The sequence below is a fragment of the Pseudoalteromonas sp. ASV78 genome (genome assembly GCF_047806705.1).
Classification (GTDB): Bacteria; Pseudomonadota; Gammaproteobacteria; order Enterobacterales; family Alteromonadaceae; genus Pseudoalteromonas; species Pseudoalteromonas prydzensis_A.
On sequence record NZ_JBLOPA010000002.1, the window covers coordinates 862,339 to 874,786 of the forward strand.

A 12,448-nucleotide genomic window follows, 5' to 3' on the forward strand; every position below is an offset into this window, starting at 1 on the left:
ATTATTAATAAGCAATGTGCGATTTTAAAATGTGGAGTGTGAGATGTGCTAAAAATCGACATTTTGCTTACCTTTATATTTGTAAGACCCTATTAATATCATCCCAGCAGTTAATTTAACAGATCCAAAGCTTATTCTATTTCGTAACAAGACATAATGAATCGATGAATTTTGAGTAACTATGATTATTTTTTACGATGGTAATTGCCCGCTTTGTATTAAGGAAATGAATTCACTTAAGCGTGCTGATACACACAATAAAATAATACTCGAAGATATAAATAAAGATGATTTTGAGCAACGCTTCAGCTACATAAAACGCAAAAATGCCATGGCATTTTTGCATGGTCAGCGCGATAACGGTGAAATGATTTACGGATTAGATGTGACATTTGCAGCATGGCAAACGGTTGGCCGTCATTCATGGCTAAAGCTGTTACAATTGCCGGGAATACGTTTTATTGCCGATCTAGGTTATCGCTTGTTTGCTAAATATCGCAGACAGATCACACGCATTTTTTGTCAATCAAGTTGCGGAATAAAATAATGACTAACGTTTATATTATGTTCGGCGCGAGCAGTGCAATTGCCCGCGCGTATCTAAAAGAAATTGCCAAACACGATCCACAGGCTGTGGTTTTTTGTGTAAGTCGCAGCTCTATTGACACATCAGCTGTCGATATTGCTGTTGAGCAGTTTGTTTGTGACTATTCCAAAACAAGTCTAAATGAGTTAACAAACTTACTTAAAGGGCGCGAGGTGTCTCCAACTCAGGTGATTATTTTTAATGGCCAATTACATTTTTCGCAATCTATGCCTGAAAAAAAACTCGACGATATTGATGAGCATTATTTCAATACCTTGCTCAACACCAATGCACTGACTCCCATTTTATGCCTGCAAGCAATCGCACCGTTACTGAACCATAAAATACCTTGTACTATAACGGCCTTAAGCGCTCGGGTAGGTAGCATTACAGACAATAACTTAGGCGGCTGGTACAGCTATCGCGCCTCAAAAGCAGCACTCAATATGTTATTTAAAACCGCAGCGATTGAACTGGCACGCAGGGCAAAACAGACGAGATTGGTACTATTTCATCCGGGCACAACAGATACTGAGTTATCAAAACCATTTCAAAAAAATGTTCCCGCAGGCAAACTATTCAGCCCTGATTTTGTGGCTAAGCAACTTTATACCCTGTTACAGCAACCAGAGCAGCTAACAGATATAGGTCAACCTGCTTATCTTGATTGGCAAGGCAAACATATAAACTGGTAAGGAATTTTATGCATTTCACAAAACAACAGATCAACGAACTAGAGCAACGCTTTCGTGCACATTTAATCAATTCATTGTCAGGCTTTAAAAGCGCTAACCTCATCGGTACGCAAGACAAACTCGGTAACACCAATTTAGCGATTGTCAGCTCGGTATTTCATTTAGGCGCGCACCCGCCTTTGGTAGGTATGATAATGCGCCCACATAGTGTGCCGCGTCATACTTTTGAAAACATATTAGAGACCGGCGTATACACCATTAATCAAGTGAATAGCGAGATTGTCGAGCAAGCTCACCAGACCTCTGCCCGTTACGATAAAGATGAATCTGAATTTGCTGCCACAGGTTTAACAACCGAGTATTTAGCCGATTTTAACGCTCCGTTTGTCGCGCAAAGCCGCTTAAAATACGCCGTTCAATTAGTTGAACACCAACACCTAGCAATTAATGGCACCGAGCTTGTGATTGGTGAAATTATTGACTTACATATTGATGATAATGCAGTACAAGAAGATGGCTTTATTGATTTAGCGTCAATTGATACGGTAGCCGTCAGTGGCCTCGATAGCTACCACACAACGCAGGCAATCGCCCGCTTACCTTATGCAAAAAAAACACCTTAAATTTACTAAGCTTCAGTAAATGATTGATAAAAGTCGCAACTACCGATGAATAAACTACTTTCGTAATTGCGACCCACGCTTAAAATATTATTTTGAATATTTCTAGTGAGCAAGGGTATGTAGCATTACAACCTATAACTGTAGGCAGAACATTAGTTCCAGAGCCACCATTATTGACCGCTTGTACATAATACCCATTAATAGATTTAAGCGCGATATTGTCACCGTTTTGAATTAAAGCCCCTGGATTATTGGGTAATTCAATAGTGAACGTTTCCCATATTGATGCCGCAGTCCGATTTGCATTTAGTGCAGCCCCACCGCCTTGCTCTGCCACAAAATAGTATCCAGGTGTTGTTTGGATATGTATTTCGTCACCACTTAGCAAGTCACCGCCATTAATATCAACTAAATTAAATTGCTCCCATGGACCAATTGCTAGACGGTTTGCATTGACGATATCTCCACCATTATTCTCTGCAACTAGGTAATATTGGTCACCGGTTTCAAACGAAATATCGTTCAAGATTGTTGGGTTACATGGTAGTGTAGTAAAAGTAAGATCTTCACCTTGCAGTGTTGTTCTGGGTGGTTTTGGGTCACCATGGAATCGAAAATGATACTGCGTACCACACGCTAGATTAGATACTTGTGCACTCACTGGGCCATTTACTCCAGCGGGTGTAACTAAAACACTAAAACCATAGTCGGTGGTTTCACCATAATCAATGATTTCACCATTTAAACCAATGGTAGATGCCGAATAACCATTTAACTGCGCCGATGTTGTCGTAATATTGCTTGCTGGTTGTGTTGTGTACTGAGTACCAGCATGAGCTATAGATGTTGCACCAAGTAAAATTACAAATAAAAGTTTTGAAGTAATCATTGTCGAGTTCCTGTGACGTTTACGCTGCTAGGATTAACAGCACTATAAGCGTAAACGTCTGTTTGGAATAAAACATTACAACTTATTACAATCCGCGCAATGATAAAACAATAGCTATACGCTGCAAAAAACATTTAAAGGCACTACATTAGCTCAACGCTTTGTACAAAATTTGGCTCTCTCAGTTGCAGTTCTACACCTTAGTAAGATATTGTTATTAAAAATAAAAATTTGAGATGTGTTTTAATATGTATATAAAACATATCGATTTACATCCACCCGCTTCGCCTAATACGTTTACTTTGCTATCAATATAGACTCGGCTACGGGTAATCGTTGCGGTATCGCATTCACGGTGCTCACTGTGGTGGTTTGCATAATTATAGTTCCAACTCAAACGGTTTAGGTGCCTGTGTTAAAATTTCAAAACCCACCTTGTTGATCAAGATATCGTCTTCTAACCGCACACCACCATATTCAGGGATATAAATACCCTGCTCTATGGTGATCACATATATATGGGTAGCATTACGTGGCTGTTGCCAATCGGCAAATAAAGTGTGGGACATTATTATTTTTGCGGACAATATGGCCTTATATTTTTTAGTGCAATTACTTAATTAAAAATGTCGAACGGTTTCTCGCTCGGCATCAAGGCTGTATCACTCTTAACAGAGCATGTGCTTAAACATTAAAACAACTGATAATTGGGCAAAAAAATCTCGGGCAAAACCTAAAATAGAGCCTATTATTAAGTGCTTGTGTGAAAATAGTTGCTCAGTTTACAATCTTCACCCTAAGCTTATAGCCCATAAAAAAGCACAATATCAGCAGGAAAATTAAAAGGACTAACATGCAAGAGCAAAGCTTTACCATCAAAGTAATGACAAAAGAGGAAGTAAATATTGCCGTTGACTGGGCTGCACAAGAAGGTTGGAACCCAGGCCTTAATGACGCCCATAATTATTACCAGGCAGATCCCCATGGCTTTTTAATTGGCTACCTTGGCGATGAGGCTATCGCAACCATTTCCGTTGTTAAATATGATAACGATTTTGCTTTTTTAGGCTTTTACATCGTTAAACCTGAATATCGGGGCAAAGGTTATGGCATGAAAATTTGGCAAGCGGGCCTTAACTATCTGAAAAACTGTAATATTGCCCTTGATGGCGTACTTGAACAGCAAGATAATTATAAAAAATCAGGATTTAAACTGGCCTACAGTAATATTAGATTTGCAGGGGCCGGTGGCGGTCAATTGCCAAACAATGACGATATTATAGAGCTTGCAAGCTTGCCATTCTCAGCAATAAGCGATTACGAAAAACCCTTTTTCCCAGCAGTTAGAGCTGATTTTTTGCGAAGCTGGATAAGCCAGCCCAATTCTCAAGCTTTGGGAGTTTTAGAAAAGGGTAAATTAGCAGGTTACGGTGTGATCAGGGCATGTCGCGAAGGTTTTAAAATTGGCCCTCTATACGCGAACACACCTCAATTGGCAGAGTCGCTTTTTCTAGCATTAAAAGCATCAACAGCCACAGGGGAAACAATTTACCTTGATGTGCCAAACGTTAATCAAGCTGCCCTCGCTTTAGTGCAGCGCCATAATATGACACCCGCATTTGAAACAGCAAGAATGTATACACAGCAACAACCTGATATCCCTTTAAATAAGGTGTTTGGGGTAACCTCTTTTGAAATAGGGTAAGCAATATTGCATGAGTTTATCTTACTTAATAGCGACACACTCTTAATAGGCGCTCGGCGCGGCTGTATAGTTTGCTATGGACTATTTAAATAGTCCATAGCAAGGTGAGTGTCGCCGATAATTGTGTGGCAGTTCCTTTATGAGCTTCAAAACTTACCAAGCCTGCTGCTTCAAGCTGCAATAAAGTACCTAGATGGGCTGTCGGCCATCATTACCTGTGATTGGTCAAAATACTTTGCTTTGGCCATCAACACCTTATTGCATCAGCCGTTTTTCAACGCAACCCGCTTGCAGTAAAGCACAGCCACACGCACAATAGCCGCATATAAATAAAGGAGAGCACCATGACAACATTCGGAATTGGTACGCAAACTAAAGAACAAGCACTCGCCAGTTTAAGCAACATGACTGACGATTTAACCCCCATTCAGGCTGATGAACATCTAGCACGCATTGCCAAAGCGCAAGCCTATATGCAAGCCAATGGTATTGATGCCATCTACTTAAATGCTGGCACCAACTTAACCTATTTTACTGGCATGCGCTGGTACGCTAGTGAACGACTAGTTGGCGCTATTTTGCCCGCCAAAGGTGATGTGCAATACATAGCGCCATTTTTTGAGATTGGTTCGCTGAACGGCTTTAAAGTCATAGACGGGCCCATTCGCGGCTGGCAAGAGCATGAAAGCCCGTATGCTCTGTTTGTAAAAATAATCACTGAAATAGGCATTGCTGCCAATGGCACTGTCGGAATTGACGAAAGCGCGCAGTTCTTTATTTTTGACGGTATCAATAAAGCGCAAACGGGCTTAAACCTGATCAATGCGCAACCGGTAACCGCGCATTGTCGGATGCATAAATCAGCCAATGAGCTGGCGTTGATGCAACGCGCGATGGATATGACCTTAGCTGTGCATCAAGCCACTGCAAGTATGCTTTATGAAGGTATTAGCACCACCGAAGTGGAAGCCTTTATCAAGCAAGCCCACCAAAAAGTAGGTGCGCCAGGTAACTATTTTTGCATCGTATTATTTGGTGTAGCAACCTCGTTTCCCCATGGCGTGAAAGACCCACAAATTCTTAAAAAAGGCGATATGGTTCTGATTGATACTGGCTGTAAAGTACATGATTACTTATCAGACATTACCCGCAGCTATGTATTTGGTGAAGCGACCGAGCGGCAACGCCAGTTTTGGGATTATGAAAAAGCCGCACAAATCGCCGCGTTTAATGAAGCAAAAATTGGCCAACCATGTGAAGCTGTGGATGCTGGCGCCCGTAACTATTTGGCCGCCCAAGGGTTAGGCCCAGAATATCAAACACCGGGTTGCCCACACCGCACCGGTCACGGTATCGGTTTAGATATTCACGAATGGCCTTATTTAGTAGGCGGTAACAAAACCCCTCTCGCAACTGGCATGTGTTTTAGTAATGAACCTATGCTAGTGGTGCCTGATGAGTTTGGCGTGCGCTTAGAAGATCATTTTTACATGACCGACAACGGCCCAAGGTGGTTTACCGAGCCAAGTCACAGTATTGAAAATCCGTTTGGTTTAACCGATTGATCTAAACCAGAACATAGTAAATCACTGCACGGTAGTTTTTCCCGTGCAGTTTGTTAGTTAAAAATACTCAGCTCTTGAATTAACGCCCCCTCGCCTGCATATCCCAGTTACATTTGGTAAAAAATAGGCTCACTCATGAAAAAGCTTAAAATCGACATCGTTTCAGACGTTATGTGTCCGTGGTGCATCATTGGTTATAAAAATCTTGAAACCGCATTGGCGCAATTAAGTGACGAATTTACAGCTGAGATCAGCTGGAAGCCATTCGAACTAAACCCTGATATGCCAGTTGCAGGCCAAGATTTAAATGAGCATTTAGCGCAAAAATACGGCCTAAACGAACAACAAGGCGATGAAAACCGTCAACGTATTTTAGAGATGGGTGAACAGGCAGGCTTTGACTTTAATTTTGACGGCAAGCGCATCATGATCAACAGTTTTGATCTACATAGATTACTAACATGGGCTGCCAGTGAAGGCAAACAAACTGAATTAAAACTGGCATTTTTTAAAGCGCACTTTACTGATTTAATTTATTTAAACGAGCAAGAACAGCTGCTTGATGTAGTGCAAAGTGTTGGCCTTGATAGCGCCCGCGCAAAACAGATTTTAGACTCAGGCGAGTATTTCCAAGACGTTCGCAGCGAACAAAATACGCTACAACAAATGGGCATTACCTCAGTGCCAACCTTTATCATCAACGATCAATTCGCCCTCACCGGCGGCCAACCAAGCGATGCATTTGTGCAAGCATTTAAGCAAATCGCCGAGCAAGAAGCGCAACAACAGTAACATTAAAAGCCACGTCACTTAAGCATTACGTGGCTTTAATCATTTAAATAATTAAAATCCCACAATTACTCCAATAAGGCTATTCAACATCGGAATATGATATTTAATTACAATCTCTACTTTGTAAGATTTTAACCTTAGGTTGCTTAAGCTATAACTTCAATTTTGTATCAATCCCTTCGTTAGTTTTAGCTATTAAAAAGCGACAACAGAGTTGTTAACGAACAACCTCGATGTTACCCTATTCGAAACGGACTTGAATTTATTGATAAACGGAACTTAACCTATGGCTATTCAATTAGCAAATTACGAAATTAATATACGCTCATTTCATCCCGAAAAAGACTTTGGCTGGTCTGGTTTCTGGTTTGAAGGTGATAATCGAGGGTTTTCGCTTAAACCTAGTGGTGTTGCACCTATAACCTCAAGAATTTGGCATAAATTAACGTTATCCACTAAAAAAACGATTATCACTACTCGGACTAAATCAGACCCATCAAAAGCGCCTTGGGGAGATACAAAAAAAACATATGATGATTATTTAGCGCCAAAAGACAGTGCCCACCTTAAATACAAAAAACTTCTCAATGGTAATCAACAATATAAAATTACAGGGCAATATGGTGGCGTGAACCATGCCATGCCAGGGTCTTCTGAGATGCAAGAAAAATTAGGTTTATCTTACGTACCCACTTTAAATGTTAAATATAAAATTATTATAGATATAGATACTATTAACGCCCACATGGATATTGTAACTTATATCACGGGCGATGCTTTTCCAAACTGTGAAGCATTTATTGTCGGTCCTGGCGGGCAAGCTATTTCACTAGGTATACATGTTCGAAAAGGTGCGCCACCTGTTAGCCTCTCTCTGAATGCAGACTTCCCCATGATCGCAAGTGCACTGCGTTTACCGCTTAACAACAATGGCAGCTTTAAAGGTACCGTTGGTGATGAGTTATTTCGCCAAGCAAATAAATACCCTAAATTAAGTTATCATAAAATAGTCGATTGGAATTACCGCTTTACTTCTATTCCTGCAAATAGCGGCCATTGCATGTTGCTCGAAAAAGCAAGTTTAGAAAATTGCTTCAATGGCTTATTTAAATAAAGGCGACTCAATGAAATCTTCCTTTAATGTCCATTTTTTAAAAGTGTTGTTTATTAGTTTAACAATAGCGCTACTTTCTGCTTGTACTGAGATAAGAAAAAGTGAACCTGCAATTTACCTCATACCTGAAGGGTATGTTGGTTCTTTGTACATTATATTCAACGCGCCAAACGGGCAGCCGCCGAAGTACGAAGGCAACTCTCGGGTATATGATATACCGCCATCTGGTGTGCTCGTGACGCAAATGGATGTGAACGAGGGCAGAATTGAAAGTAATAAATTGCGTTTTTATTATGTCGATAAGATAGGCGATAGAACACCTATAACTGAACGTATAACATCAACTATTCATGACACTCCTGAAAATAGAAAAGATAAGAAAATCATCATTTTTGGTGGTGGGTTAGGCGAAGTAGAGCCAATAAATAATTGTCAAATCAATGATCAGAGTTTTGTTATAGGTAGAAAATCAGATCTCCTCGATAGCAAGAATATGTTTGATATATTTGATGCTATCAAGCTTAAAAATAGCGATGGAAAATTTTTTGATAACATGTGCCCGGATAGAAAAAGAGCCTCTCCTGCGGTTTATCTTATACCTGAAAACTATAAAGGCACTTTTTACATTGTTTATAACGCACCAAAAGGCACGCCAGCTAAATATGAGAACGGCGTTCCCGTTTTTGCAATACCGCCATCAGGTATGCTAGTAACGCAGGCAAAAAGCAGTGCGGTTTGGGAAGAGAACCCGCCCAATTGGCATTTCTATTATGTAAATAACGAAGGTGACAGAACCCCTATTGAAGGCCGTTGGTCATCCGATAATGTAACAGAAGGATTAGTGACATTTCATACCTCAGTAGGTGCATTTGAACCAACTAAGGGGTGTAATGCTCGTTTCCAAGAGTTTGCTATCGGTACCTCTGAAGAGATAACTAAAAACACACTTTATTTTGATATATATGGTGAAAAAGGAATAAAAAATATGGATAAATCTATTTTTAAAGGTGCCTGTTTCTTATATTAAATTGCATTAAACAAACGCTTCAGTTTGAAGTTTATCTAATGCATATTGAAAATAGCCGCTTAAATAAAGGCGACTCAATGAAATCTTCCTTTAATGTCCATTTTTTAAAAGTGTTGTTTATTAGTTTAACAATAGCACTACTTTCTGCTTGTACTGAGATAAAAAAAGTGAACCTGAAATATTCTTAATACCAGAAGAATACGTTGGCTCTTTGTACATTATATTCAACGTGCCAAATGGGCAGCCGCCAAAATACGAAGGCGATTCTCGGGTATATGACATACCGCCATCAGGTGTGCTTGTGACACAAATGGATGCCAACGAGGGTAGAATTGAAAGTAATAATATACAGTACTTTTATGTGAGTAATACAGGTAACAGAACACCTATTAGTAAAGACTCTTCATTAACACAGCTGAATATGCCTAACAGTAATGCAGAAACGGCAAGAACTTTGTACGGTGGCGGTTTAGGTCATACTGAGCCAGTTTTGGGCTGCGATGTAATTTATCAACATTTTACCGTTGGCACGGGCGACTCAGAACAAACTGAGGGAAAAAACTTGTTTGATATATTTGATGCTATCAAGCTTAAAAATAGCGATGGAAAATTTTTTGATAACATGTGCCCGGATAGAAAAAGAGCCTCTCCTGCGGTTTATCTTATACCTGAAAACTATAAAGGCACTTTTTACATTGTTTATAACGCACCTAAAGGAACACCCGCTAAATATGAGAACGGCGTTCCCGTTTTTGCAATACCGCCATCAGGTATGCTAGTAACGCAGGCAAAAAGCAGTGCGGTTTGGGAAGAGAACCCGCCCAATTGGCATTTCTATTATGTAAATAACAAAGGTGACAGAACGCCTATTAAAGGCCGTTGGTATGATGACATAGAAAATACTTCTGAATATAGGAGCAGTACGCAGTTAACTACGTTTCATGCAAACGTGGGTGAAGTTGTGCTTGCAAAAAAATGCAGTGCCCACGCACAGCTATTTGCAGTAGGACAAGTCAGCGATATTTTTGACAGCCAATTCCAGTTTGATTTAAGAAAGCATCTTGCCGCAGTACTCTATGAAAAAGTATGCATAAAATAATAACTGATGAAATTCACTAAATTATAATTCCCTATCAAATACTTTGCTTATTTTCAATAGGTTAGCAGCGAAAAAATGCACTACAACAAATGGGGATTACCTCAATGCCAACCTTTATCATCAACGATCAATACATCCTCACCGGTGGCCAATCAAGCTAAGCTTTTTTAGCTTTACTCTTGCTGTCCACCTCAGTTTTACTTGTACCACATTTGACTTCCTTCTCACCAAGGTGGTAAGTGTTATTAACTAAAACATAAGTACCAGAAATAATAGCGGATGTAGGAATAAGAATCGGTGACAAAATCAACCCACCGACTGAATAAAAAGAATTAGTCTCTTTGGCTACATCAACTATTTTGAGAACTTTCATATTTGTTGATAATTCGCACTTATGTGTATGAGAGTTATCAACAACAGGCACAGTAATACAGCCATAAAATAAAGTCGTCAGCGAAATGATCAAAATACATTTTTTCATGATCTATCCTTGAAAGTGATAATACTCACTAAAACATAACGAGCATGTAGGAAATACTTGATTTTAATTTATTTTTTATTAATGGTTCACCATAGCTGAGTTCCTATTTGGGTTCAATTGTTTACTTTAATTTTATGTGAAATATAAAATTAAAGTAAACGCCTAAGTGAACTGTTACAAAGGAGCACAAACATGATCAAAATTAACAATGACACTCGCTTATTTGAAAGCTTTATTGATCACGACGCTCCAGCCAATCCTCAGCAAATTTAACCAACATCTTTCACGCCCTTTCTTTATGAAGCTCACAATCTCAACTTAGTTACATTCCTTTACAGTCTGATGTTGCTATTTTTATTGTGATTTTATAAGTCGTGGTATCCTTAACAAAAAACAGCGAAGCATTATCTGCTGCGCCAATTATAAAAATGGAGAACGTATGAGTAATTCTTTCAAAGTGCCGCATACTTTGATTTTACTGCTGGGTATGATGGTAACAGCGCTGATTGCTACTTGGTTAGTACCGCAAGGCTTTTTTACTACAACACTATCTGATTCAGGCCGTGAAATGGTCGTTGCGGGTACCTACCAAACTGTTGCAGAACGCCATTATTTGACCCCATGGGATTTATTAACCGCTATTCCGCGTGCTTTTGCGGCGGCGCAAGATGTGATCTTTTTTGTACTAATTGTCGGTGGTGTACTCGCCATTGCCCGAGCAACAGGTACGGTTGATGCCTTGATTGGACGGTTACTTGAACGCCACGGCGAAAAGCCGCAACGTTTAATATTTATGGTGGTGTTTTGCTTTGCCTTGGCATCAAGCAGTATTGGTACTGCGGGTGAATACATTCCATTTGTGCTGATTTTAGTGGCTTTATGTAAAGCCATGCGTCTTGATGCGATGACTGCAGTTGGCATGATTGTCGCAGGTTACGGTATCGGTTATGGGGTGTCGGCGTTTAATCCATTCACGGTACTCATCGCCCAGCAGATTGCTGAGATCCCTGTTTACTCTGGTTTATGGTTACGTTTAGCGATTTTCGTGCCCTTCGTATTAATTGGTTTTCATCATGTATGGCAATACACCAAACGGGTGGCCGCTGATCCCAGCAAATCAATGATGTTGGATGTACCATGCCCACTCAATGATAAAGCCACGCCAAACTACCCTGAACTTGCACTACGCCACAAACTAATTTTAGGCAGCTTTATCATTACGCTCGCTATCGCGGTGTGGGGCATTGCCACTAAAGGTTGGTACTTATACGAGTTAGGCGGTGTATTTATTGCTTGGGGCGCTGTGGTTGCAGTACTTGGCCGATTATCAGCGGATGAAACTGCAAATCGTTTTATTGAAGGGGTCTCAGATCTCGTCACTACTGCTATTTTAATCGGTGTAGCTCGAGGTATTGCTTTAATTTTAGAAGATGGGCAAATACTGCACAGTTTAGTTCATGGTATGTCGCTGCCGCTTTCGTATGTTAGTGCGGAGGTTTCAGCCATTGGTATGTTAGTCATTCAAACAATACTTAATACCTTTATTCCATCGGGCTCTGGGCAAGCGTATGTCACTATGCCGTTAATGGCACCGCTAGGTGATTTAGTCGGTGTTCCACGCCAAGTGGCTGTACTTGCTTATCAATTTGGTGATGGTTTTTCAAATATGATTATCCCTACTAATGCGGTATTAATGGGGATTTTAGGCATGGCGGGCGTACCTTACGGCCATTGGTTCCGCTTTTGCTTACCACTATTAATTAAGCTAATGGTCGCAGCTTCCATTGTATTAGTGCTTGCAGTGATGTTTGGCTACGGTTTAGATGTACAACCAAGTGCAGTTGGCAGTTAAATAGCCTGACTATTTAAACG

The 12,448-nt window shown here is 40.2% G+C and carries 12 protein-coding genes and 2 pseudogenes; 11 read left to right on the top strand and 3 right to left on the bottom strand.

All coding sequences use genetic code 11. The features are described 5' to 3' along the window. Positions 1-181 precede the first annotated feature (181 nt). Genes ACMVDV_RS21670 through ACMVDV_RS21680 form a run of 3 tightly spaced genes read left to right on the top strand, consistent with a single transcriptional unit; the run spans position 182 to position 1,904 of the window. Entirely contained in the window at positions 182-547 is a 366-nt protein-coding gene (locus ACMVDV_RS21670) for a thiol-disulfide oxidoreductase DCC family protein (RefSeq protein WP_416159631.1), read from the top strand. After that, positions 547-1,281 (top strand): SDR family NAD(P)-dependent oxidoreductase, encoded by a 735-nt coding sequence (locus ACMVDV_RS21675; protein ID WP_416159632.1) that lies wholly within the window; start codon positions 547-549, stop codon positions 1,279-1,281. Before ACMVDV_RS21670 ends, ACMVDV_RS21675 begins: the two co-directional genes overlap by 1 nt. Before the next feature lie 8 nt (positions 1,282-1,289). Beyond that, on the top strand, positions 1,290-1,904 hold the full coding sequence (locus ACMVDV_RS21680; protein WP_416159633.1) for a flavin reductase family protein: 615 nt from the start codon (positions 1,290-1,292) through the stop codon (positions 1,902-1,904). Between the two features lie 79 nt (positions 1,905-1,983). Here ACMVDV_RS21680 and ACMVDV_RS21685 read toward each other — a convergent pair whose 3' ends face one another. Together ACMVDV_RS21685 and ACMVDV_RS21690 are read right to left on the bottom strand one after the other, a co-directional pair. After that, entirely contained in the window at positions 1,984-2,793 is an 810-nt protein-coding gene (locus tag ACMVDV_RS21685; RefSeq protein WP_416159634.1) for a fascin domain-containing protein, read from the bottom strand. 380 nt (positions 2,794-3,173) lie between these two features. Continuing rightward, positions 3,174-3,305: pseudogene (locus ACMVDV_RS21690) on the bottom strand (aminopeptidase P family protein); the annotation flags it as partial. A 341-nt stretch (positions 3,306-3,646) separates the two neighbouring features. Here ACMVDV_RS21690 and ACMVDV_RS21695 point away from each other — a divergent pair. The 7 genes and pseudogenes from ACMVDV_RS21695 to ACMVDV_RS21725 form a co-directional block, all read left to right on the top strand. Continuing rightward, the gene (locus tag ACMVDV_RS21695; protein WP_416159635.1) at positions 3,647-4,498 is read left to right on the top strand and encodes a GNAT family N-acetyltransferase; all 852 of its coding nucleotides are present in this window, start codon (positions 3,647-3,649) and stop codon (positions 4,496-4,498) included. A 344-nt stretch (positions 4,499-4,842) separates the two neighbouring features. After that, entirely contained in the window at positions 4,843-6,063 is a 1,221-nt protein-coding gene (locus ACMVDV_RS21700; RefSeq protein WP_416159636.1) for a M24 family metallopeptidase, read from the top strand. Between the two features lie 135 nt (positions 6,064-6,198). Next, a complete protein-coding gene (locus tag ACMVDV_RS21705; protein WP_416159637.1) occupies positions 6,199-6,855 on the top strand; it encodes a DsbA family oxidoreductase in 657 nt (218 codons plus the stop codon). Between the two features lie 286 nt (positions 6,856-7,141). After that, positions 7,142-7,969: a hypothetical protein gene (locus ACMVDV_RS21710; protein WP_416159638.1), complete on the top strand. Its 828-nt coding sequence runs from the start codon at positions 7,142-7,144 to the stop codon at positions 7,967-7,969. A 10-nt stretch (positions 7,970-7,979) separates the two neighbouring features. Next, positions 7,980-8,996, top strand: coding sequence for a DUF6843 domain-containing protein (locus ACMVDV_RS21715; protein WP_416159639.1), 1,017 nt, complete (start codon positions 7,980-7,982; stop codon positions 8,994-8,996). Positions 8,997-9,174: 178 nt separating this feature from the next. Then, complete coding sequence (locus ACMVDV_RS21720; protein WP_416159772.1) at positions 9,175-10,095, top strand: DUF6843 domain-containing protein; 921 nt, start codon at positions 9,175-9,177, stop codon at positions 10,093-10,095. 80 nt (positions 10,096-10,175) lie between these two features. Next, positions 10,176-10,256 (top strand): annotated as a pseudogene (locus tag ACMVDV_RS21725) (DsbA family oxidoreductase); the annotation flags it as partial. Here ACMVDV_RS21725 and ACMVDV_RS21730 read toward each other — a convergent pair. Further along, positions 10,253-10,576, bottom strand: coding sequence for a hypothetical protein (locus ACMVDV_RS21730; RefSeq protein WP_416159640.1), 324 nt, complete (start codon positions 10,574-10,576; stop codon positions 10,253-10,255). The pseudogene ACMVDV_RS21725 and the gene ACMVDV_RS21730 sit on opposite strands and share 4 nt — an antisense overlap. Positions 10,577-11,015: 439 nt before the next feature. On the opposite strand from ACMVDV_RS21730, the gene ACMVDV_RS21735 reads away from it, so the two are divergent. Continuing rightward, the gene (locus tag ACMVDV_RS21735) at positions 11,016-12,428 is read left to right on the top strand and encodes a YfcC family protein (protein WP_416159641.1); all 1,413 of its coding nucleotides are present in this window, start codon (positions 11,016-11,018) and stop codon (positions 12,426-12,428) included. The last annotated feature ends 20 nt before the right edge of the window (positions 12,429-12,448 follow it).

Excerpts from the sequence above, each read along its gene's own strand:
- ACMVDV_RS21705 (WP_416159637.1), top strand. The coding sequence starts at position 6,199 with ATGAAAAAGCTTAAAATCGACATCGTTTCAGACGTTATGTGTCCGTGG.
- ACMVDV_RS21730 (WP_416159640.1), bottom strand. The coding sequence starts at position 10,576 with ATGAAAAAATGTATTTTGATCATTTCGCTGACGACTTTATTTTATGGC.
- ACMVDV_RS21710 (WP_416159638.1), top strand. The coding sequence starts at position 7,142 with ATGGCTATTCAATTAGCAAATTACGAAATTAATATACGCTCATTTCAT.
- ACMVDV_RS21695 (WP_416159635.1), top strand. The coding sequence starts at position 3,647 with ATGCAAGAGCAAAGCTTTACCATCAAAGTAATGACAAAAGAGGAAGTA.
- ACMVDV_RS21675 (WP_416159632.1), top strand. The coding sequence starts at position 547 with ATGACTAACGTTTATATTATGTTCGGCGCGAGCAGTGCAATTGCCCGC.
- ACMVDV_RS21680 (WP_416159633.1), top strand. The coding sequence starts at position 1,290 with ATGCATTTCACAAAACAACAGATCAACGAACTAGAGCAACGCTTTCGT.
- ACMVDV_RS21670 (WP_416159631.1), top strand. The coding sequence starts at position 182 with ATGATTATTTTTTACGATGGTAATTGCCCGCTTTGTATTAAGGAAATG.
- ACMVDV_RS21700 (WP_416159636.1), top strand. The coding sequence starts at position 4,843 with ATGACAACATTCGGAATTGGTACGCAAACTAAAGAACAAGCACTCGCC.
- ACMVDV_RS21735 (WP_416159641.1), top strand. The coding sequence starts at position 11,016 with ATGAGTAATTCTTTCAAAGTGCCGCATACTTTGATTTTACTGCTGGGT.
- ACMVDV_RS21715 (WP_416159639.1), top strand. The coding sequence starts at position 7,980 with ATGAAATCTTCCTTTAATGTCCATTTTTTAAAAGTGTTGTTTATTAGT.
- ACMVDV_RS21685 (WP_416159634.1), bottom strand. The coding sequence starts at position 2,793 with ATGATTACTTCAAAACTTTTATTTGTAATTTTACTTGGTGCAACATCT.